Here is a 23,159-nt window from a genome sequence, read left to right as displayed (position 1 = left end):
GATTTACGGCCTTGTAGTAGTAACAGAATTAACAAACCACTGCTGGATGTTGCTCATCGCAGAATGCGAGGTATCCAGAATCGGCTGCGGATAGAAGCCAAGCAGTACCAGAAGCACCACCAGCAACAGAATGATAAACAGCTCGCGCAGCGACATCCCTGGCAGTTCCTGGCTGGCAATCTGGCTCTTCGCTTTACCAAAGTAAGCGCGATGCAGCATCGCCAGCGAGTATACAGAGGCGAATACCAACCCAAAGGTGGAGATCACGGTAATCATCGGCACCACCTGGTAGCTGCCGAACAGAATCATAAATTCGCCGACAAAGTTACCGGTGCCCGGCATCCCGAGCGTCGCCACCGCAAAGAACATGGACAGCGCAGGCAACCATTTCATTTTGCCCCACAGGCCGCCCATCATACGCATGTCACGCGTATGCAGACGTTCGTACAACTGGCCACACAGAATGAACAGACCGGCTGCGGACAAACCGTGCGCAATCATCTGAATCACCGCGCCCTGGTACGCCAGTTGGCTGCCGGTGTAGATAGCGATCAGCACGAAGCCCATATGCGAAACGGAGGTATAAGCAATCAGGCGCTTGATGTCGTATTGGGTAAAGGCCATCCACGCGCCGTAGAAAATGCCGATAACGCCCAGCCACATGGCGATGGGCGCAAACTCCGCCGACGCGTTCGGGAACAATGGCAGGGAGAAACGCAGCAGACCGTAAGCGGCGGTTTTCAGCAAGATACCGGCCAGGTCGACGGAACCGGCGGTCGGCGCCTGGGAGTGCGCATCTGGCAGCCAGCCATGCAGCGGCACCACCGGCATTTTCACCGCGAAGGCGATGAAGAAGCCCAGCATCAGCAGATATTCCACACCGTGGGACATCGGCGTGTTCAGCAGCTCTTCATAGTTGAAAGTCCACACGCCGGTCGCGTTGTAGTGCACAAAGACCAGCGCCAGGATGGCAATCAACATCACCAGACCACTCGCCTGGGTGTAGATGAAGAACTTGGTCGCCGCCGTGATACGCGTTTTCCCGTCAGAAGCTTTGTGGCCCCACAGCGCTATCAGGAAGTACATCGGCACCAGCATCATTTCCCAGAAGAAGAAGAACAGGAACATGTCGATGGCCAGGAACACGCCGATAACGCCGCCCAAGATCCACATCAGGTTCAGGTGGAAGAAGCCCTGATATTTTTCGATTTCTCGCCAGGAGCAAAGCACCGCCAGAACGCCGAGCAGGCCGGTCAGCACCACCATTAGCAGCGACAGTCCGTCGAGCGCCAGATGGATAGAGATGCCAAAACGCGGGATCCACGGCAGGACAAATTCAGATTGCCACTGTGGAATACCGGCGGATTGCGTCAGTGAATAGCCGCCCTGCAACCACAATTGCAGACCGAGCGCCAGCGTCAGTCCCATGGTAATCAGCGCTATCCAGCGCGGCACCTTCACGCCAAAGCGTTCAGTCTGCCAGCACAGGAAGCCGCCAATAAAGGGAATCAATATTAGCCAGGGTAGTAACATGGCGATTTTTATTCCTTTTTAAGGCCTCTGACAGAGGCCTGATTTTCAACGAATTTGGATAAAATTCACTTTACGATCAACGCAGTACCATCAGCAGCGCCAGCACCACAACCGCGCCGATGCTCATGGATGCCACATACCAGCGCAAATAACCGTTCTCGCTCAGTACCAGGCCTTTGCCTGCAAAACGGGAAAGGATAGCCGGAATGTTCATCAACGCATTAAGCGGGTCGCGCTTCAGCAGCCAGGCGATACCGAGGAATGGCTTGACGAATACTTTGTCGTACAGCCAGTCAAAGCCCCAGGCGTTATACCACCAGGTCCCCAGCAGACGGCCCGGCGCGCTGTTGGCGATCGACGTCACCAGCGTGCGTTTACCCAGCCACAGCCATGCGGCAATCAGGATGCCGGCAATCGCCACTACGCCAGAGGTAATTTCCAGGGTCATGACGCGACCATGCGCCAGTTCAGTTGTCTGCGGCAGCACCCCCTGCAATGGCGGCACAATCAGCGCGCCAACAAAGGTAGACAGAATCATCAGGACAATCAGCGGCAGATGGTGGGTAATCCCCTTCCCTGCATGAGCATGAATTTGTTCTTTACCGTGGAATACGATGAAAATCATCCGGAAGGTGTACAGGGAGGTCATGAACGCGCCGACCAGACCCGCCACCATCAGATTGATATGACCGTTCGCCATCGCCCCGGCCAGGATCTCATCCTTACTGAAGAAGCCCGCAGTGACCAGCGGCAGCGCCGACAGCGCCGCGCCCCCCACCAGGAAGCAGGCATACACCAGTGGAATCGACTTACGCAGACCGCCCATTTTGAAGATGTTCTGTTCGTGATGGCAGGCCAGAATGACCGAGCCGGACGCCAGGAACAGCAGCGCTTTAAAGAAGGCGTGCGTCATCAGGTGGAAGATCGCCGCATCCCACGCCTGTACGCCCAGCGCCAGGAACATGTAGCCAATCTGGCTCATGGTGGAATAGGCCAGCACGCGTTTGATGTCGGTCTGCACCAGCGCGGCGAAACCTGCCATTACCAGCGTAATCGCCCCGATAATGCCCACCAGATGCAGAATTTCCGGGGTCATCAGGAACAGACCATGGGTACGAGCGATCAGGTAGACACCGGCGGTGACCATGGTAGCGGCGTGGATCAGCGCGGAGACCGGCGTCGGACCGGCCATCGCGTCGGCAAGCCAGGTCTGCAACGGTAGCTGCGCAGATTTACCGACCGCGCCGCCCAGCAGCATCAGCGTCGCCCACATCAGCATGTTATTGCCGTCAGCAAAGTGCGCTGGCGCCAGCTCGACCATTTCGCGGAAGTTCAGCGTGCCCAGTTCGTTGTAGAGGATGAACAGCGCGAAGGCGAGGAACACGTCACCGACACGGGTCACCACGAAGGCTTTCATTGCCGCTGCGCCATTCTTCGGATCGCTGTAATAGAAGCCGATCAACAGATAAGAGCACAGGCCCACGCCTTCCCAGCCGAGGTACATCAACAGCAGGTTATCGGACAGCACCAGAACAACCATGCTGGCGATAAACAGGTTGGTATAAGCGAAGAAGCGGGAGTAACCCTCTTCTCCACGCATGTACCAGGACGCGAACATGTGGATCAAGAAGCCGACGCCGGTGACCACAGAGAGCATGGTCAGCGACAGGCCGTCCAGCACCAGGTTAAAACCGATGTTGAAGTTACCGACCGACATCCACGTCCACAGCGGCTGGCTGAACGCCTGTTTGCCGTTGGCGAAGAAATCCATCCCGACAAACGCTGTCACCAACGCCGCCAGACCAACGGAGCCCACGCCAATGGTCGCGGAGAGATTTTCCGACCAGCGTCCGCGAGAGAACGCCAGCAGTACAAAGCCAATCAATGGCAGAATAATGGTTAAGGCAAGCATGTTCATCCACGCATCTCACTTACTGAATCGATGTTCAGGTTCTGGCGACGGCGATGGAGTTGCAGCAACAGTGCAAGTCCAATACTCGCTTCCGCAGCCGCAAGGCTGATGGCGAGAATGTACATCACCTGACCATCGGTCTGGCCCCAGTAGCTCCCGGCGACCACAAAGGCCAGCGCGGAGGCGTTAATCATGATTTCCAGCCCGATCAGCATAAACAGCAGATTGCGGCGGATAACCAGACCGGTTAAACCCAGGACGAATAAAATCGCAGCGAGGATCAGTCCGTGTGTTAAGGGGATCATGCGCGCTCCTCCGTTTTTCTTTTCGCGCGGTCATCGGCGCGGTTGCTTAGCACTTCGCCCGCACGCTCTTCACGACCGACGTGGAACGCCACCACCAGGCCTGCCAGCAGCAGCATCGACGCCAGTTCGACCGCCAGAACATAAGGCCCGAACAGCGTGATGCCCACCGCTTTCGCGCTAATCGGCGTGCCGTCGATGCCCTGGTCGTTAACGCCCAGAATGGCGTACACAATAACCGCCAGCATAATGGCCGACAAAACCGCCGGACCAATCCACACCTGCGGTTTCAGCCACTGGCGTTCCTGTTCGATTTCGCTGCCGCCGAGGTTGAGCATCATCACCACGAACACAAACAGCACCATGATGGCGCCTGCGTAGACGATAATTTCCAGCGCACCGGCAAAATAAGCGCCCAGCGAAAAGAACACCCCGGAAATCGCCAGTAGCGATATCACCAGATACAACAGCGCGTGTACCGGATTGGTATGGGTGATCACTCGCAGGGTCGCGAGGATGGCTATCAGGCCACAGATATAAAAAGCGAATTCCATTGCCCTCTCCTTACGGTAACAGGCTCTTGACGTCGATAGGCTTGGCTTCGTTCTCTGCTTCGCCTTTATCTTTGCCGTCGATTGCCATACCCGCCATCCGGTAGAAGTTATATTCCGGGTATTTGCCCGGACCGGAAATCAGCAGATCCTCTTTTTCGTACACCAGATCCTGACGTTTGTATTCGCCCAGTTCGAAGTCCGGGGTCAACTGAATCGCCGTGGTCGGGCACGCTTCTTCGCACAGGCCGCAGAAGATGCAGCGTGAGAAGTTAATGCGGAAAAATTCCGGATACCAGCGGCCATCTTTGGTCTCCGCTTTTTGCAGAGAGATACAGCCTACCGGACAGGCTACCGCACACAGGTTACAGGCAACGCAGCGCTCTTCACCGTCCGGGTCGCGCGTGAGCACGATACGGCCACGGTAACGGGGCGGTAAATAGACCGGCTCTTCCGGATACATCCGCGTTTCGCGTTTGGCGAACGCATGCAGGCCGATCATCCAGATACTGCGTACCTGAGTGCCGAAACCTACTAATAATTCTTTTAAGGTCATGGTCTTTGTGTCCCTTATTGCGCCTGCCACAGAATGACAGCCGCCGTTACCAGCAAGTTGATGAGCGTCAGCGGCAGGCAAACTTTCCAGCCGAAGGACATTACCTGGTCATAACGCGGACGCGGTAACGACGCACGAATCAAAATGAACATCATCATGAAGAACGCGGTTTTCAGCGCGAACCAGACGAATGGCGGTAAGAACGGGCCATGCCAGCCACCGAAGAACAACGTTACCATCAGCGCGGAAACGGTGACGATGCCGATGTACTCCCCCACGAAGAACAGACCGAATTTCATCCCGGAATATTCGATGTGGTAACCGTCCGCCAGTTCCTGCTCGGCTTCCGGCTGGTCAAACGGGTGACGGTGACAGACCGCTACGCCCGCGATGGCGAAAGTAACAAACCCAAAGAATTGCGGAATCACGTTCCACAGATGCGCCTGGTTATTGACGATATCGGTCATATTAAATGAACCGGCCTGCGCCACCACGCCCATCAGGGAAAGACCAAGAAACACTTCGTAGCTCACCGTCTGGGCAGACGCACGCATCGCGCCCAGCAGCGAGTATTTGTTGTTGCTCGACCACCCGGCGAACAGCACCGCGTAAACCGCCAGACCGGCCATCATCAGGAAGAACAAAATCCCGATGTTTAAATCGGCCACCACCCAATTAGGGCTAACCGGCACAATGGCGAAGGAGAGCAGCAGCGAAGTAAACGCGATCATCGGCGCCAGGGTAAAGATGACGCGATCCGAGAATTTCGGGATCCAGTCTTCTTTAAAGAACATCTTGATCATATCCGCGACCAGCTGGAGCGAGCCACCCCAGCCAACGCGGTTTGGTCCATAACGGTTCTGGAACAGACCCAGCAGACGACGTTCGCCAAAGCTCATGAAAGCCCCGCAGGTGACGACCACCAGCAGAATCACCACCGCTTTGAGAATGCTCAGCAGGATCTCAATCAGATCCGGTGTAATCCAACTCATTGTTGCGCCTCCCGCAGATCCTCAAGACGCGCGCCAGCCAGAACCGGCGCGATGCCAGGCATACCCATCGGCAGCCCTACCTGCCCTGCCGCTAACCCTTCAGAGATTTCAACCGGCAGCGTCACCGTATTGCCATCGTAGCTAAAGGAGACGCGCGTCCCGGCATTGACGCCCAATTTCGCGGCATCCGCCGGGTTAAGTTTGATATACGGCTGCGGCATACGGCTCTGGAAGACCGGAGAACGCTGAGACAATTCGTCGCTGCCAAACAGGTGGTAATACGGCGCAATACGCCACTGACCGTCCTGCGCCTGGAAGCTTGCCGGCACGGTAGTGAAATAATCCAGACCGCCCTCAGTCGCTTCAATCAAACGCACGCCCGGATCGCCGTGACGCAGTTTGCCGCCCACTTCATCCTGGAATTTGTTCCACGCCTGCGGGGAGTTCCAGCCCGGCGCCCAGGCGAACGGAATTTCAGATCGCGGGGCAGTCGGTTGGTTATTCCCTTCCATTGAGAAGGCGAACATGGTGTCTTTATCCTGCGGCTGACGTGGTTCATGCACGCTGATATTGGCGCGCATTGCGGTACGACCGCTGTAACGATGCGGTTCGCGCGCCAGCTTCTGCCCACGAATGCGGAAGGTCGCATCCGGCGCGGCGTCTTTAATACCGGCAAATTGCGGCATGGCGGCAATGACCGCGTCGATCACGTGGTCAAGCTGTGTCCAGTCCACTTCGCGGTTTTCGACGGTGCTGTGCAGCGAATGCAGCCAGCGCCAGCTTTCCAGCATAATCGTCTTGTTATCGTAGTAGGCCGGGTCATAAACCTGGAAGAAGCGCTGCGCGCGGCCTTCGTTGTTGATGACCGTACCATCGCTTTCGGCGAAGCTTGCCGCGGAAAGCACCAGATGCGCGTTTTCCATAATCGCCGTGCGCTGATGGTCAACCACCATCACCAGCGGCGCTTTGGCGAGCGCAGCGTTCACGCGCGTAGCGCTTGCATGACGGTGGAGATCGTTTTCCAGCACCACCACCGCGTCCGCACTGCCGGTTTCCAGCTCGCCCAACGCATCATCAAGCGAACCGCCGCCCATCATACCCAGCCCCATGCTGTTCACGGAACGAGCAATCATAGTAATACCGACGTCGGCGCCACGGCCTTTCAGCGCTTTCGCCACGTTGGCGGCCGCCTGAATCACCTCACTGCTACCGGCGTTAGTGCCGGAGATAATCAGCGGTTTTTTCGCGCCGGCCAACGCCTGCACAATGACATCAATTTTGTTTTGTAAGTCGCTGTCGATACCGTCAACCGCAGGCGCTGTATTGTCCAGCGCATGAGCAATCGCAAAGCCCAGGCGCGCCTGATCTTCCACCGGCGCGCGATAGGTCCAGGCGGCGATATCATCCAGACGGGTGCCGTCCACGTTGGTCACGAACAGCGGATGTTTGGCACGCTGGCCGATGTTAAGGATGGCCGCAATCTGCCAGTCGGCTACTTTCTGCGCCGCCGCCATTTCACGCGCTTTACCTTTCACCGCCTGGCGTACCGCCAGCGCAACGCGCGCGCCGGTCTGGGTAACGTCTTCGCCCAATACCAGTACCGCGTCATAAGATTCGATTTCCCGCAGCGCCGGGGTGTAAATTCCGCCTTCACGCAACACTTTCAGCGCCAGTTGCAGACGTTCCTGCTCGCCGCGCGCGATACCGGTGTAGAAGTTTTCCGCACCAACCAGCTCACGCAGCGCAAAGTTGCTCTCAATGCTGGCGCGTGGCGAACCGATACCGATCACTTTCTTCGACTGGCGCAGAATATCCGCCGCGCCCTGCATCGCCTGCTCGGCGTTGAGAGTAATAAAGTCATCGCCACGGCGCTGAACCGGCTGACGCGGACGGTCTTTCAGGTTCACATAGCCATAGCCGAAACGACCGCGGTCGCAGAGGAAGTAGTGGTTAACGGTACCGTTGTAACGGTTTTCGATACGGCGCAGTTCGCCATAGCGCTCGCCCGGGCTGATGTTACAGCCGATGGAACACTGCTGGCAGATGCTCGGCGCAAACTGCATGTCCCATTTACGGTTGTAACGCTCGGAATGCGTTTTATCGGTGAAGACGCCGGTCGGGCAAATCTCGACCAGGTTACCGGAGAATTCGCTTTCCAGCGTACCGTCTTCCGGACGCCCGAAGTAGACGTTGTCATGCGCGCCATAGACGCCCAGATCGGTGCCGTCGGCATAATCTTTGTAGTAACGCACACAACGGTAGCAGGCGATGCAGCGGTTCATTTCGTGCGAGATGAACGGCCCCAGATCCTGGTTGCGGTGGGTACGTTTGGTGAAACGGTAGCGGCGGAAACTGTGACCCGTCATCACGGTCATATCCTGAAGATGGCAGTTACCGCCCTCTTCACAGACCGGACAGTCGTGCGGGTGGTTAGTCATCAGCCACTCCACCACGCTTTCACGGAACTGTTTCGCTTCTTCGTCGTCAATAGAGATAAAGGTACCGTCGGTGGCTGGCGTCATACAGGACATCACCAGGCGACCACGCGTATCTTCCGCGTTTTGGTATTGCTTCACCGCACACTGGCGGCAAGCACCGACGCTTCCCAGCGCCGGGTGCCAGCAAAAATACGGAATATCAAGGCCGAGGGACAGACATGCCTGTAGCAGGTTGTCCGCGCCGTTGACCTCGTATTCTTTGCCGTCTACATGAATCGTAGCCATTAGCATGCTTCCAAATTAAAAATCGTTAACTCACCAGCGCTCTTTGAGCAGGTTCGGCTGAATACCATTGATTAAATGGGTATTACTGAACGGCTGCTTGATGCCAGCTTCGAATTCTTCGCGGAAATACTTAATTGCGCTTTGCAGTGGCTCAACCGCGCCCGGCGCATGCGCGCAGAAGGTTTTACCCGGTCCGAGGAAACGACACAGTTGCTCAAGTGTCTCGATATCCCCCGGCTGGCCTTCGCCACGCTCCAGCGCGCGTAGAATTTTCACGCTCCACGGCAACCCGTCGCGGCATGGCGTACACCAGCCGCAGGATTCGCGGGCAAAGAACTCTTCCAGGTTACGCACCAGCGACACCATGCCGATTTCGTGGTCTACCGCCATCGCCAGCGCGGTGCCAAGACGGCTGCCTGCTTTACCGATGCTTTCGAACTCCATCGGCAGGTCAAGATGCGCCTCGGTCAGGAAGTCGGTTCCCGCCCCGCCCGGCTGCCAGGCTTTGAATTTCAGGCCATCGCGCATACCGCCCGCGTAGTCTTCGAGGATCTCGCGCGCGGTGGTGCCGAACGGTAATTCCCACAGGCCCGGATTCTTCACGCGGCCTGAGAAGCCCATCAGCTTGGTACCCGCATCTTTGCTTTTCGAAATGTTCTGGTACCACTCCACGCCGTTGGCGAGGATTGCCGGGACGTTGCACAACGTTTCGACGTTATTCACACAGGTCGGTTTGCCCCATACGCCGGAGGTCGCAGGGAAGGGCGGCTTGGAGCGTGGGTTCGCGCGGCGGCCTTCGAGGGAGTTAATCAGCGCCGTTTCTTCACCACAGATGTAACGCCCTGCCCCGGTGTGCACGAACAGTTCGAAGTCAAAACCGGTGCCAAGGATATTTTTCCCCAACAGGCCCGCCTCGGTGGCTTCGGCAATCGCGCGACGCAGGTGCTGCGCTGCTTCGATATATTCTCCACGCAGGAAGATGTAGCCGCGGTACGCTTTCAGCGCAAACGCGGAGATCAGCATGCCTTCCACCAGCAGGTGCGGCAGCTGTTCCATCAGCAGACGGTCTTTATAGGTGCCCGGTTCCATTTCATCGGCGTTACACAGCAGGTAACGGATGTTCATGGATTCATCTTTCGGCATCAGGCTCCACTTCAGACCGGTGGAAAAGCCCGCGCCGCCGCGCCCTTTCAGACCGGCGTCTTTTACCTGGCTGACGATTTCATCCGGAGACAGGCCGGTCAGCGCCTTACGCGCGCCTTCGTAGCCGTTTTTGCTACGATATTCATCCAGCCAGACCGGCTGTTTGTCATCGCGCAGACGCCAGGTCAGCGGATGGGTTTCGGGAGTACGGATAACGTTTTTCATTTATACCGCTCCAGTAGTTCAGGAATGGCTTCCGGGGTCAGATGGCTGTGAGTATCCTCATCAATCATCATGTTCGGCCCTTTATCGCAATTCCCCAGGCAGCAGGTCGGCAGCAGCGTAAAGCGACCATCAAAGGTCGTCTGCCCCGGTTTGATGTTGAGATTTTTTTCCAGCGCGGCCTGAATCCCCTGATAGCCGGTGATATGGCACACCACGCTGTCGCAGTAGCGAATCACGTGGCGACCGACCGGCTGACGGAAGATCTGGCTGTAGAATGTGGCGACGCCTTCGACGTCGCTCGCCGGAATACCCAGCACATCGGCAATAGCGTAGATCGCGCCGTCCGGCACCCAGCCACGCTGCTTCTGAACGATTTTCAGCGCTTCAATGGACGCCGCACGCGGGTCTTCGTAGTGGTGCTTCTCGTGCTCTATCGCTTCACGCTCTGCCGCACTCAGCTCAAAAGCCTCGGTTTGTGGTTGTTGATTCTCGTGCATAATTAGCGGTCCACATCTGACATAACAAAATCGATACTACCCAGATAGACAATCAGGTCGGAGACCAGGCTACCGCGGATCGCCGAGGGAATCTGCTGCAGGTGCGCAAAGCTCGGCGTGCGCACGCGGGTACGGTAGCTCATAGTGCTGCCGTCGCTGGTCAGGTAGTAACTGTTAATCCCCTTCGTCGCTTCCACCATCTGGAAGGACTCCTGCGCCGGCATCACCGGGCCCCAGGAGACCTGCAGGAAGTGGGTGATCAGGGTTTCGATATGTTGCAGCGTGCGCTCTTTCGGCGGCGGCGTGGTCAGCGGGTGATCCGCTTTGAACGGGCCTTCCGGCATGTTATCGAGGCACTGCTGAAGAATGCGCAGACTCTGGCGCAGCTCTTCCACTTTCAGCATCACGCGGGTATAGCAGTCGGAAACACCGCCGCCCACCGGCACTTCAAAGTCAAAGTTTTCGTAGCCAGAGTATGGACGCCATTTACGTACGTCGAAGTCGATCCCGGTCGCGCGCAGCCCTGCGCCGGTGGTGCCCCACTCCAGCGCCTCTTTCGCGCCGTAAGCGGCAACGCCCTGCGAACGCCCTTTCAGAATGGTGTTACGCAGCGCGGCTTTCTCGTAAGAGTCCAGACGCTTCGGCATCCACTCAAGGAACTCTCGCAGCAGGCGATCCCAACCGCGCGGCAAGTCGTGCGCGACGCCGCCGATACGGAACCAGGCCGGGTGCATACGGAAACCGGTAATCGCCTCCACCAGGTCATAAATTTTCTGCCGGTCGGTAAAGGCAAAGAAGACCGGGGTCATCGCGCCGACGTCCTGAATAAAGGTCGAGATGTACAGCAGATGACTGTTAATGCGGAACAGTTCAGAGAGCATCACGCGGATGACGTTCACACGATCCGGGACGGTGATCCCTGCCAACTTTTCTACCGCCAGCACGTACGGCATTTCATTGACGCAACCACCGAGGTATTCGATACGGTCGGTATAGGGAATGTAGCTATGCCAGGACTGGCGCTCGCCCATTTTTTCGGCACCGCGATGGTGATAGCCGATATCCGGCACGCAGTCGACGATTTCTTCGCCGTCAAGTTGCAGGATAATACGGAACGCACCGTGCGCAGACGGGTGGTTCGGGCCGAGGTTGAGGAACATAAAGTCCTCGTTGTCAGTCCCGCGCTTCATCCCCCAGTCTTCCGGTTTAAAGGTCAGCGCTTCCATCTCCAGATCCTGCTTGGCTTTGGTCAGCTCAAACGGGTCGAATTCGGTCGCGCGCGCCGGATAATCTTTACGCAGCGGATGGCCTTCCCAGGTTTGCGGCATCATGATGCGCGTCAGGTGCGGGTGGCCTTCGATATCAATACCAAACATCTCCCAGGTCTCACGCTCGTACCAGTTGGCGTTAGGGAAAAGTTTAGTGAAGGTCGGCACGCGCAGGTCGTTTTCAGACAACGCCACCTTGAGCATGATATCGCGATTACGCTCAATGGAAATCAGGTGGTAGAAAACGGAAAAATCCGCGGCGGGTAACCCGTCACGGTGCGTACGCAGGCGTTCATCCATGCCGTGTAAGTCAAACAGCATGACGTAAGGTTTCGGCAGTTTCTTTAAGAAATCGCCAACCTCCAGTAGTTGTTCACGCTTGACCCAAACAACGGGGATACCGGTGCGGGTCGCCTGAACGGTAAAGGCATCCGGCCCAAAACGGTTGCGCAGTTCGCCGATAACCGGATCATCAAGATGATCGCGGGTACTCCATGCAGCGTCTTGCGCGGTTAAGTCGGTCATATTGTTCACCATTGCAAATGGTCCGTGGTGGTCGGCAGTGCTTCGCGCTATTAAAATAGTGGTTAGCGAAGTGAAGTGCTGCTGCCGACAGGCGCAAATTAAATCTCGTCCGGGGTACGCAGGTTCGTGACGGCAATACGCTCGCCGCGTTTACGTTCGCGTTCTGGCTGCATATTGGCGCGATACACGCCCTGATCGCCCACCACCCATGAGAGCGGACGGCGCTCTTTGCCAATCGATTCTTGCAGCAGCATCAACGCCTGCATATACGCTTCCGGACGCGGCGGACAGCCAGGGATATACACATCCACCGGGATGAACTTATCAACGCCCTGCACTACCGAATAAATATCGTACATGCCGCCGGAGTTGGCGCAGGCACCCATAGAAATGACCCATTTTGGCTCCAGCATTTGGTCATACAGACGCTGAATAACCGGGGCCATTTTGGTAAAGCAGGTACCGGCCACCACCATCAGGTCAGCCTGACGTGGCGACGCACGCAGCACTTCCGCGCCGAAACGGGCGACGTCATGCACTGCGGTAAAAGAGGTCACCATCTCTACATAGCAGCAAGAAAGGCCGAAGTTGTAGGGCCAAATTGAGTTTTTACGGCCCCAGTTAACCATGTCATGCAGTTTGCCCATGAACACGTTTTTGTTAACTTCCTGCTCCAGGGGGTCAGTTACGATCTCCTGTTTTTGCAGGGGGTAACGGTCATTCTCACCGTTAGGATCTATGCGGGTGAGCGTATAATCCATCTTAATGCCTCGCGGTTAGCGTTGACGATTAGCGATACTGTTCGTTTCCGGGTTCATACGCTCGCGGCGTGAACGCGCGGGCGTCCAGTCCAACGCGCCAATACGCGCCAGATAAACCAGACCAGCCAGTAACACAAAAATAAAAATTGCAGCTTCCACAAAGCCAACCCAGCCGCTTTCGCGGATAGAAGTCGACCATGCGAACAGATACAGCGCTTCAACGTCGAAGATAACGAAGAACATGGCTACCAGGTAAAACTTGGCAGACAAGCGTAAGCGGGCGGTGCCGACCGAGTCGATACCTGATTCAAACGGAACGTTCTTGTGCCTCGCGCGTGCGCGACCGCCCAAAAACCAACCGCCTACCAGCATCAGGCAGCACAGGCCAATGGCAACGATAAGAAAGATAGCGAATGCCCAGTGATGAGCGATGACTTCAGTGGATGTTGACATACTCATTGCTTACTCATCAAAAGTAGCGCCAGTTTCTCTGCTCTTTACGGCAGATGGGCGCCACATCGATTCATGGGGAGGAATAAAAAAAACCCTACAATTACTGTAGAAAATGATAAAAACAGCTAATTGATGTGGTTTTTTACTCCTTTCTATAACCTTTTGTCAACTTTAACAAAAGTTCCTTCACATTAATTTACATCAATTCATCATCATTAACATTAAATGCCATCCTGGAGAAAATGACTCTTCGACCAGGGGGGATTTTATGTTGTTGAATCGTGTCCGTTGTGAAGCAAAAGAAATAACACACACCTATTTTGACAGGAATTTGTGAAGATGCCTCCCCCTAAATGGGAGTATTTTCTTGATCTGTGACACGCTTTTGTTAATTCACCCCCTAAAACAGCAACAATTTCTCTAGTTTTTTAACATGCAAATTCATAAAATGGATGTTCTGGTTATTTTTTGCCCACATTGAACTGTGAATCGCTACTGGCTGATTTACCGGAACTTTTACAATTTGTGCGGTTAAGCGCGTACAGATGGGCACAAAAAAAGAGCCACTGAGCGTTTTTTCATCGCCAGCGGCTCTTTTTTACATTTACGACTTAGCGCCTTTTGCCTGCGAGCTACTCAAAACCCCCTTCCACCATCAGCGGATCATCTCCGCCCTCTGCAGAAAACTGGTTGTAATGCCATGGGTTTTGATAGCTTTCCATCGCATGGAAAATCACCATCGCCAGCTCGTTCTGGCTATTGGGATCGCGGCACAACAGATATTCCGTATCCGGCAAAGGCGGTAATCCGTCTGCGGCGCCCAGCACGCGAAGGTCGGGACTCATCATTTCGACAGGTCGAGCCGTTACGCCAAGACCGGCTTTAACGGCCGCGCGTACCGCCGGTAATGTAGACGCCACATAGGCCAGCCGCCAGGGAATACCCGCTGCATTTAGCGTCTCCAGCACCATATCGCGGAATGGGCTGGGATCGTCCAGCAGGACTAATGGTACGGGCTCTCCCCTTTGCAAAACATACTCAGCCGCACAATACCAATGGGTGGGCGAGGTCCGCAAATTCAGACAGTCCAGCGAATGAGGTTGGTTAGTCGTCACCACCAAATCTACTTCCTGCGATTTAACCATGTCCACCATATAGGCGTTGCGTTTTACCCGTACATCAAGCGCGAGTTTCGGATAAACCGAGCTGATTCGGCTAAGCAAAAAAGGCAGGATAGTATCAGCTGATTCATCAGAAGCGCCGATTGTTAACACTCCCTGAAGATTACTGAACATTAATGATGAACACGCCTCATCATTAAAACGCAGGATTTTTCTTGCGTACCCCAGAAGCTGGATACCGTGTTCGGTCAAAAGTTTGTTACGGCCATGGCGGGCGAACAATTCCTTTCCCACGAGTTGCTCAAGACGCTGCATTTGCTGACTGACCGCAGACTGAGTACGACATACCGCCGCCGCCGCCGCGGCGAAGGTGTTCAGATCGGCAACGGCCACGAACGTTCTCAGCAGATCGAGATCGAGGTTAATTATCGGACGATTTGCATTTATCATAATTTTTCACTTACTGGCGGGTCATATCGGGCTGACCTGGTTAATGCTGTGCATTCAGAAACAAGCAATTCCATTTGTAATGTGCATCCTTCGCAGTACCGCCTGGTTACCCAGGTAAATGTTAGAATGTAATTGAAAATACGACCAAAACACTTCTCTTACTTACTGATATAATACCAAATGCAACTGATTGGGATATATCAAAGAGAATGTGTCATACCTTTAGGCGTCTACAGATTTCTGCTAATGATGGACGTGTAAATCTTGTAACAAGCGTCAAATAGTTTACCGAGACGCACAGATACAAAAACAATATATTGAACAATAGGTTATGTATAAAATCGCGTCATGAAAATTAGCAGACAACGCAGACTACGCCCCCGTTTCGGATCATTATCTTAACCTAAAACCGCTATATTTATAAGTATTATTACGAATAATCTTAACCTTGGATATGTTATACTAATCGGACCAGAAAGATATTATTACGACTTTAGTAAATGCTTTTTAAATATTAAATAATAATTAATTAAGATTTCTACCATTCATTAATTATACTTAACAATAGTTTCACACCCCCCGCCGCCGGAAAGGTCTAACCTTCTCATTTTACCTTTAATACTCAGTATTTCCGAAATAGCCAGCGCGACACTAATGATGAATGCTTATCTCTCATAAAACAGATAATTTCTGACAACATAAAAAACCACATTACGCGCAATCATATAGAATAAAACACTATACATACAAACAAAAATAGAAAATACATCTAACCAAATGATTTTATGAAGTTTTAAACAGCACGAAAGCGCGTTAAAAATAAACAAAATCTTCTTCTGTTCACTCTTCAAAACTCACCGTCGTGGGAGTACATTGTTTCGTGCTGACTTCCACGGCAGGGAGTGGCAATAACAGCTAAAAGGTCAAGATTCATGTCCCCCATTGAAAAATCCAGCAAACTCGAAAATGTCTGTTATGACATTCGTGGCCCCGTTCTGAAAGAAGCGAAACGCCTTGAGGAAGAAGGTAATAAAGTTCTTAAACTGAATATCGGCAACCCCGCCCCCTTCGGATTCGAAGCGCCGGACGAAATTCTGGTCGATGTCATTCGTAATTTGCCGACGGCGCAAGGATATTGCGACTCGAAAGGGCTTTATTCCGCCCGTAAAGCGATTATGCAGCATTATCAGGCCCGTGGAATGCGCGATGTAACCGTGGAAGATATCTATATCGGTAACGGCGTTTCCGAGCTGATCGTTCAGGCGATGCAGGCGTTGCTTAACAGTGGCGATGAAATGCTGGTTCCCGCGCCCGATTATCCGTTATGGACAGCGGCGGTATCGCTCTCCAGCGGCAAGGCGGTACATTATCTTTGCGATGAATCTTCCGACTGGTTCCCGGACCTTGACGATATCCGCGCCAAAATCACCCCACGTACGCGTGGTATTGTCATTATTAATCCAAACAACCCTACTGGCGCCGTCTATTCTAAAGAATTGTTGATGGAAATTGTCAACATTGCGCGCGAGCATAATCTCATCATCTTCGCCGATGAAATTTATGACAAGATTCTCTATGACGATGCCGAGCATCACTCTATCGCCGCACTGGCGCCTGATCTGCTGACCATCACCTTTAATGGTTTGTCTAAAACCTATCGCGTCGCCGGCTTCCGCCAGGGCTGGATGGTGCTGAACGGGCCGAAAAAACATGCGAAGGGCTATATTGAAGGGCTGGAGATGTTAGCCTCAATGCGCCTGTGCGCCAACGTCCCGGCGCAACATGCTATTCAGACCGCGCTCGGCGGCTATCAAAGCATTAGCGAATTTATTCTGCCGGGCGGCCGACTGTATGAACAGCGTAACCGCGCCTGGGAGTTGATTAACGATATCCCCGGCGTTTCCTGCGTAAAACCGCGCGGCGCGTTGTACATGTTCCCCAGGATCGACGCTAAACGTTTTAATATTCACGACGACCAGAAGATGGTGCTGGACTTCCTGCTACAGGAAAAGGTGCTGCTGGTGCAAGGTACCGCCTTTAACTGGCCGTGGCCGGATCACTTCCGCATTGTGACGCTACCGCGTGAAGATGACCTGGAGATGGCCATCAACCGTTTTGGGCGTTTCCTCTCAGGTTACCATCAATAATCTTAAATTCAGGCTACTTCGGTAGCCTGAATTGCATCTTCATCCCCCTCCCCGCACAATGAAGTCTGCCGCAGTGAAAACAAAAGGTAATCTATGAAGCAGAGCCATTTTTTCGCCCATCTCTCCCGCATGAAGTTGATTAACCGCTGGCCGCTGATGCGTAACGTGCGTACGGAAAACGTCTCCGAACATAGTCTGCAGGTGGCGATGGTCGCCCATGCGTTGGCGGCGATAAAAAACCGTAAATTTGGCGGTCAGCTCAATGCTGAACGCATCGCGCTTCTGGCGATGTATCATGATGCCTCGGAAGTACTGACCGGCGATCTGCCGACGCCGGTAAAATATTTTAATTCCCAGATAGCTCAGGAATATAAAGCGATCGAAAAAATCGCCCAGCAAAAGCTGGTTGATATGGCGCCGGATGAATTACGCGATATTTTCGCACCGCTTATTGATGAGAATGCCTGGAGCGAAGAAGAACAGGCAATCGTAAAACAGGCCGATGCGCTTTGCGCCTACCTGAAATGCCTGGAGGAGCTATCGGCGGGAAATAATGAGTTTGGACTGGCAAAAACGCGGCTGGAAAAAACGCTGGAATTACGTCGCAGCCAGGAGATGGACTATTTTATGGCGGTGTTCGTACCAAGTTTCCATCTCTCTCTTGACGAGATAAGCCAGGATTCACCGCTTTAAACGGTTGTGCCGGATGGCGACGTCAACGTCTTATCCGGCCTGGACGTAGCGTGATATCCGTAGGCCTGATAAGCGCAGCGCCATCAGGCCTTTTTCAGCCTGGGGTTAAAACGGAAACAACATCGGAATCATCACAATACAAACCGCCATCACAATAAGCGTGAACGGCACGCCAAGCTTCACAAAATCGCTAAAGCTATAGTTTCCCGGCCCCAGAACCAGAGTATTGACCGGCGATGAAACCGGCGTCATAAAGGCGGCGGAGGCCGCCATCGCCACCGCCATCGCAAACGGATAGGGCGACACCCCCATCGATTTCGCCGCCGCCAGCGCAATCGGCGCCATCAGCACCGCCGTTGCCGTGTTAGAAATGAACAGTCCTATGACGGCGCACAGCACGAACAGGCATCCCAGCATCATATACGGCCCATAGCCACCGCCGATATTCATTAACCCTTGCACGACCAGAGAGACGCCGCCGGTTTTTTGCAACGCCAGCGCAAACGGCATCATACCCACAATCAAGATAATACTCGGCCAGTGGATCGCTTTATACGCGCTTTCAGCATCAATACAGCGAAATTTTCCCATCAGCAGGCAGGCGATAATCGCCGCGATCGGGTTGGGAATTTCATCGGTCAACATCAGCGCCACCATAAGTACCAGGCAGAAAATGGCGTGCGGCGCCTGGCTGTGCGCAGGAGAGGCTTCGCTGACCTCGACCGGCATATTCAGCACCACAAAGTCGCGGCCTTTTTGCCCCAGCAGGCTGATTAACTTCCAGTTCCCCACGACCAGAATGATATCGCCCATCAATAACGGCTCATCGGCCAGCGACCCTTCCAGCGCGACGCCGTCGCGTTTCAGGCCGACCACATTCAGCCCGTAACGTGTACGGAAAGCGATTTCACGCACCGACTTGCCAATCAGTTCAGACTCCGGAATAAGCGAAATTTCCGCCATCCCGACATCCAACGCCTGATCGGAAAAATATTCTCCACGCAATACCATCGGTTCCAGCAGTTGCTCGGCGCAGAACTCTCTGAGGTCAACCTCCGCCGCCGACATATCAATCAGCAGAACGTCGCGAGCGCGAAACTCCGATACGCCGTTCACATTGACGATAACCCGCCGAAAGCGCCGCCAGCGTTCAACGCCGATGACATTGGCGCCGTAACGTTCGCGCAGTTTAAGGTCGTCCAGTCGCTGTCCCACCATCGGCGAACCGGGGCGAATCGCCAGACGACGAGCGCGCCCCGTCAGACGGTACTCGCGGATAAGATCGCGGAAAGTGCGCCGCTTACCGGCCTGTTGTCCGGGCGCATCGCCTTTTAGCATGAAGCGCATCACCAGCATATAAACAATGCCGAGCGCCAACACCACTACCCCCAGCGGCGTCACGCTAAAAAAGTTGAACCCGTGCAGGCCTTCACGCAGCAGTTCACTGTTAACCACCAGGTTCGGCGGCGTCGCCACCAGCGTCATCATTCCGCTGATAAGCCCGGCAAAACTCAGCGGCATCATCAGGCGCGAAGGCGAGGTCTGCATATGCATAGAAACGCTAAGAACAACGGGGATAAAAATCGCCACCACGCCGGTTGAACTCATGAAAGCGCCAAGTCCGGCGACAGTGATCATCAGTAAAACCAGCATTTTGATTTCACTGCTGCCCGCCATTTTAACCAGCCAGGTACCGACCACCGTAGCAACGCCGGTGCGCACGAGGCCGTCGCCAATAATAAATAAGGCGGCGATAAGAATGACATTCGGATCGCTAAAGCCGGAGAAGGCTTCCGGAAGGGTCAAGGTACCGCTAAGGACAAAAGCAACAATGACGAATAAAGCCACCGCATCCATACGTACTTTGCCCGTCGCAAACAACACGACGGCAATCGCCAGTAAAGAGAGAACCCAAATCAATTCACCGTTCACAACATATCCTTGTCAGATGAGAAGATAACGCGATTCTGCCATAAATATGCCCCGCCAAAGCGGGGCGATATCATGATCAGGTCTTTCTTAACACCACCACATCGCCGTTTGGTTGTTTAGCGACCGATAATTGCGTCAGGCTATCCAACGCAAAATCAACATCCGCCAGACGCGGCGTGTCGGCCGGCGCATTGACCGCAATGACGTGGCAGCCCGCAGCCAGTCCGGACAGCACGCCAGCCGGGGCATCTTCTACTACGACGCACTCCTGAGGGGGCAGGCCAAGCAGTTGTGCGCCCAGCAAATACGCATCCGGCTCCGGTTTGCCGCGTTTGACCCGTTCGGCGGTGACAAACACCTCTGGCGCTGGAAGGCCCCCGACCTGATGGCGCGCACGCGCGACCGGCATTGAACCGGAGGTGACAATAGCCCACGGAATGCCCGCTTTATTCAGATAATTGAGTAAATCGACAGCCCCCGGCAGCGCGGTGATCCCTGCGGTTTCAGTGGCTTCTATTTGCTCCAGGAGCGTAAACTCAGCGGCAATTTCCGCCTCCGATTTACCCGCCATAAAATGCCGCAGCGAGGTGATCGCCTGTTTACCATGAATAAAGCCCAGCACCTCATCATGAGCAAGGTTAAAACGATCGGCCCAGCTACACCACGCGCGTTCGACGGCAGGTAATGAGTCAACCAACGTTCCATCCAGATCAAACAGAAAGCCTTTACACTGCATGCGAACCTCCTCAGGCATTAATGATTTGATTGATTTCATTCGCGCTCAGGTGGTACTGACGCGGGCAGGCGTGCCAGACATTCAACATCCGCTGGTATTTTTCCCACATTGGCGTCTGAGCATTGAAACCGTGCGTCCCGGCGTCAAAGTGAGTGTAGCGTCCTTCTATATTCACCATAAAACGGACATAGCCGAGGTAACGCGCTTCCGTCGCGGCGTCAAACCCCAGGAAGGTGACGCGACGTTCGTCGATGGCTTGCGTATCTTTGAGGTTGGTCCAGGAGACGTGCAGCGCATGGTACATCTCCATAATATCGATGATGGTACGACAGGTCTCTTCCGTCAGCTCGCCAAACTCGCGATCCAGCTCGCGCATCTGCAGGCCGTACCCGCGTTCAATAATTGTTTGTAAGCGACGGTAACGCTCGGCGTTGGTGGGATCGAGCATCGTCATCATTTTGTACTGGTTAGACAAAATCAGACGTTGCGCGTTGGTCATTTCCATTTTGAACTCCTGTATCACGCTATAGCGATGAAAAAAAAGAAGACATTGGTATGCCTTCTTTTATATGCGTAATCCGGGGTCAATTACAAATCATCAAGGAAAGTTTTATCCAGTTGCTTTAAGGCGCGTTTAAGCGTGTCAGCTAATGCCTGGTAATCCGGCTTTCCTTCTACCGGCGCCAGCGCTTGTCCAGCCTCCTGCAATTTACCGCGAACTTCGTAAAACCAGTTGAGGATTGAAGGCGGCAAGGGCGTCACGGAACGTTTCCCTAACCACCATAATCCCTGCATGGGCAAGCTCAGGGCGAACAGGGCGGTCGCCACGGCCGGACCTAACTGACCGCCCAGCGCTATCTGCCAGCATAACGTAAAGACCGCGACAGGCGGCATAAATCGTATGGCATAGCGCGTCATACGAATGACGCGGTTTTCGACGAAAACGAGCGCCAGCCGCTTTTCCATCGGCCACGTCTTCGCGTAGTGCTGCCCCCGGCGAAATAAGCTAAAAAAATTTACGGAGCGATTATCCGGTGTCGACATGGCCTACCTCAACTTCACATATAAAATTTAAAAAATTTGTGCAAAACAACAACTGCGAGGGACAACGTTCAAAACATTTTGTCTTCGATACCCACTATCAGGTATCCTGTGTCGGCCTGTCAAAGGCCGGTAGTTTAAAATCATTGAGTCGTCAATATTACACATAGTATGCCATTGGCTGAAAAATACGCAAAATGGCATAGACTCAAAGGTATTTCTTCCATCATGCCCAAAAAAACTCCTGCGCATGATGTTAATCATAAATGTCAGGGCTATCATGCGCTACGCTCTATGGCTCACTGACGTTTTTTTAGCCACGTATCATAAATAGGTACTTCCATGTCGAGTAAGTTAGTACTGGTTCTGAACTGCGGTAGTTCTTCACTGAAATTTGCAATTATTGATGCAGTTAATGGTGATGAATACCTTTCTGGTTTAGCCGAATGTTTCCATCTGCCAGAAGCACGCATCAAATGGAAAATGGACGGCAGTAAACAAGAAGCGGCTTTAGGTGCAGGCGCCGCTCACAGTGAAGCGCTGAACTTTATCGTTAACACTATTCTGGCACAAAAACCAGAACTGTCTGCGCAGTTAACTGCAATTGGTCACCGTATCGTACACGGCGGCGAGAAGTATACCAGTTCCGTAGTCATTGATGAGTCCGTCATTCAGGGCATCAAAGATTCCGCCTCTTTCGCACCGCTGCATAACCCGGCTCACCTGATTGGTATCGCCGAAGCGCTGAAATCTTTCCCGCAGCTGAAAGATAAAAACGTTGCAGTATTCGACACCGCCTTCCATCAGACCATGCCGGAAGAATCTTACCTGTATGCCCTGCCGTACAGCCTGTATAAAGAACACGGCGTTCGTCGCTATGGCGCACACGGCACCAGCCACTTCTATGTAACTCAGGAAGCGGCAAAAATGCTGAACAAGCCGGTAGAAGAACTGAACATTATCACCTGCCACCTGGGCAACGGCGGTTCTGTTTCTGCTATCCGTAACGGTAAATGCGTGGATACCTCTATGGGTCTGACCCCGCTGGAAGGCCTGGTCATGGGTACCCGTTCCGGCGATATCGACCCTGCGATTATCTTCCACCTGCACGACACTCTGGGCATGAGCGTGGATCAGATCAACAAAATGCTGACCAAAGAGTCCGGTCTGCTGGGTCTGACTGAAGTGACCAGCGACTGCCGTTATGTTGAAGACAACTACGCCACCAAAGAAGACGCAAAACGTGCGATGGACGTTTACTGCCACCGCCTGGCGAAGTACATCGGTTCTTACACCGCTCTGATGGACGGTCGTCTGGATGCAGTCGTGTTCACCGGCGGTATCGGTGAAAACGCCGCGATGGTTCGCGAACTGTCTCTGGGTAAACTGGGCGTGCTGGGCTTTGAAGTCGACCACGAACGTAACCTGGCGGCCCGCTTCGGCAAATCTGGTTTCATCAACAAAGAAGGTACCCGTCCGGCGGTGGTGATCCCAACCAACGAAGAACTGGTTATCGCGCAGGACGCGAGCCGTCTGACTGCCTGATTTGACACCGCCAGCCTCGCTGGCGGTGCTGTTTTGTAACCCGTCCCCAAAAG

General features: G+C 54.0%; 21 protein-coding genes. 3 read left to right on the top strand and 18 right to left on the bottom strand.

Annotated features, from left to right (window positions below; genetic code table 11):
* Positions 1–3: 3 nt before the first annotated feature.
* The 14 genes from nuoM to lrhA form a co-directional block, all read right to left on the bottom strand.
* On the bottom strand, positions 4–1,533 hold the full coding sequence (nuoM, locus tag NAZ64_RS19645; RefSeq protein WP_000926428.1) for an NADH-quinone oxidoreductase subunit M: 1,530 nt from the start codon (positions 1,531–1,533) through the stop codon (positions 4–6).
* Positions 1,534–1,609: 76 nt separating this feature from the next.
* Positions 1,610–3,451 carry an NADH-quinone oxidoreductase subunit L gene (nuoL, locus tag NAZ64_RS19640; protein WP_001056582.1) on the bottom strand — a complete coding sequence of 614 codons (1,842 nt, stop codon included), beginning with the start codon at positions 3,449–3,451 and terminating at the stop codon, positions 1,610–1,612.
* A complete protein-coding gene (gene nuoK / locus NAZ64_RS19635) occupies positions 3,448–3,750 on the bottom strand; it encodes an NADH-quinone oxidoreductase subunit NuoK (RefSeq protein WP_000612687.1) in 303 nt (100 codons plus the stop codon). Before nuoK ends, nuoL begins: the two co-directional genes overlap by 4 nt.
* A complete protein-coding gene (nuoJ, locus tag NAZ64_RS19630) occupies positions 3,747–4,301 on the bottom strand; it encodes an NADH-quinone oxidoreductase subunit J (protein WP_000393522.1) in 555 nt (184 codons plus the stop codon). Before nuoJ ends, nuoK begins: the two co-directional genes overlap by 4 nt.
* Positions 4,302–4,311: 10 nt before the next feature.
* Positions 4,312–4,854 carry an NADH-quinone oxidoreductase subunit NuoI gene (gene nuoI, locus NAZ64_RS19625; protein WP_000172747.1) on the bottom strand — a complete coding sequence of 181 codons (543 nt, stop codon included), beginning with the start codon at positions 4,852–4,854 and terminating at the stop codon, positions 4,312–4,314.
* A gap of 14 nt (positions 4,855–4,868) precedes the next feature.
* Entirely contained in the window at positions 4,869–5,846 is a 978-nt protein-coding gene (gene nuoH / locus NAZ64_RS19620; RefSeq protein WP_000118515.1) for an NADH-quinone oxidoreductase subunit NuoH, read from the bottom strand.
* Entirely contained in the window at positions 5,843–8,569 is a 2,727-nt protein-coding gene (gene nuoG, locus NAZ64_RS19615) for an NADH-quinone oxidoreductase subunit NuoG (protein ID WP_001528469.1), read from the bottom strand. Before nuoG ends, nuoH begins: the two co-directional genes overlap by 4 nt.
* A gap of 30 nt (positions 8,570–8,599) precedes the next feature.
* The gene (gene nuoF / locus NAZ64_RS19610; RefSeq protein ID WP_023201628.1) at positions 8,600–9,937 is read right to left on the bottom strand and encodes an NADH-quinone oxidoreductase subunit NuoF; all 1,338 of its coding nucleotides are present in this window, start codon (positions 9,935–9,937) and stop codon (positions 8,600–8,602) included.
* Entirely contained in the window at positions 9,934–10,434 is a 501-nt protein-coding gene (gene nuoE / locus NAZ64_RS19605) for an NADH-quinone oxidoreductase subunit NuoE (protein ID WP_000545038.1), read from the bottom strand. The genes nuoF and nuoE overlap by 4 nt, the downstream gene beginning before the upstream one ends.
* 2 nt (positions 10,435–10,436) lie before the next feature.
* Positions 10,437–12,239: an NADH-quinone oxidoreductase subunit C/D gene (gene nuoC / locus NAZ64_RS19600; protein ID WP_000247855.1), complete on the bottom strand. Its 1,803-nt coding sequence runs from the start codon at positions 12,237–12,239 to the stop codon at positions 10,437–10,439.
* An 86-nt stretch (positions 12,240–12,325) separates the two neighbouring features.
* Positions 12,326–12,988 (bottom strand): NADH-quinone oxidoreductase subunit NuoB, encoded by a 663-nt coding sequence (gene nuoB, locus NAZ64_RS19595; RefSeq protein ID WP_000386728.1) that lies wholly within the window; start codon positions 12,986–12,988, stop codon positions 12,326–12,328.
* A 15-nt stretch (positions 12,989–13,003) separates the two neighbouring features.
* Entirely contained in the window at positions 13,004–13,447 is a 444-nt protein-coding gene (nuoA, locus tag NAZ64_RS19590) for an NADH-quinone oxidoreductase subunit NuoA (protein WP_000062993.1), read from the bottom strand.
* A gap of 394 nt (positions 13,448–13,841) precedes the next feature.
* Entirely contained in the window at positions 13,842–13,994 is a 153-nt protein-coding gene (locus NAZ64_RS19585; protein WP_061377306.1) for an STM2329 family putative cytoplasmic protein, read from the bottom strand.
* A 79-nt stretch (positions 13,995–14,073) separates the two neighbouring features.
* Entirely contained in the window at positions 14,074–15,012 is a 939-nt protein-coding gene (lrhA, locus tag NAZ64_RS19580; protein ID WP_000606288.1) for a transcriptional regulator LrhA, read from the bottom strand.
* Between the two features lie 932 nt (positions 15,013–15,944).
* Between lrhA and alaA the strand changes: the two genes are divergently transcribed.
* Positions 15,945–17,159, top strand: a complete 1,215-nt coding sequence (gene alaA, locus NAZ64_RS19575; RefSeq protein ID WP_000074540.1) for an alanine transaminase AlaA — start codon at positions 15,945–15,947, stop codon at positions 17,157–17,159.
* 93 nt (positions 17,160–17,252) lie between these two features.
* Complete coding sequence (yfbR, locus tag NAZ64_RS19570; RefSeq protein ID WP_000813882.1) at positions 17,253–17,852, top strand: 5'-deoxynucleotidase; 600 nt, start codon at positions 17,253–17,255, stop codon at positions 17,850–17,852.
* Positions 17,853–17,957: 105 nt separating this feature from the next.
* On the opposite strand, the gene NAZ64_RS19565 is transcribed toward yfbR, so the two are convergent.
* The 4 genes from NAZ64_RS19565 to yfbV form a co-directional block, all read right to left on the bottom strand.
* Positions 17,958–19,784, bottom strand: coding sequence for an SLC13 family permease (locus tag NAZ64_RS19565; RefSeq protein WP_023232858.1), 1,827 nt, complete (start codon positions 19,782–19,784; stop codon positions 17,958–17,960).
* 76 nt (positions 19,785–19,860) lie between these two features.
* On the bottom strand, positions 19,861–20,538 hold the full coding sequence (locus NAZ64_RS19560; protein WP_076935019.1) for a sugar phosphatase: 678 nt from the start codon (positions 20,536–20,538) through the stop codon (positions 19,861–19,863).
* Entirely contained in the window at positions 20,531–21,025 is a 495-nt protein-coding gene (locus NAZ64_RS19555; protein WP_000426135.1) for a YfbU family protein, read from the bottom strand. Before NAZ64_RS19555 ends, NAZ64_RS19560 begins: the two co-directional genes overlap by 8 nt.
* 83 nt (positions 21,026–21,108) lie before the next feature.
* Entirely contained in the window at positions 21,109–21,564 is a 456-nt protein-coding gene (gene yfbV / locus NAZ64_RS19550; protein ID WP_076935017.1) for a terminus macrodomain insulation protein YfbV, read from the bottom strand.
* 339 nt (positions 21,565–21,903) lie between these two features.
* Here yfbV and ackA point away from each other — a divergent pair, with 339 nt between their 5' ends.
* Positions 21,904–23,106 carry an acetate kinase gene (gene ackA, locus NAZ64_RS19545; RefSeq protein ID WP_000095689.1) on the top strand — a complete coding sequence of 401 codons (1,203 nt, stop codon included), beginning with the start codon at positions 21,904–21,906 and terminating at the stop codon, positions 23,104–23,106.
* The last annotated feature ends 53 nt before the right edge of the window (positions 23,107–23,159 follow it).

The organism is Salmonella sp. A1325 (assembly GCF_056991255.1).
The sequence above is the reverse complement of the archived record's forward strand: the minus strand, read 5'-3'. Positions and strand labels throughout refer to the sequence as shown.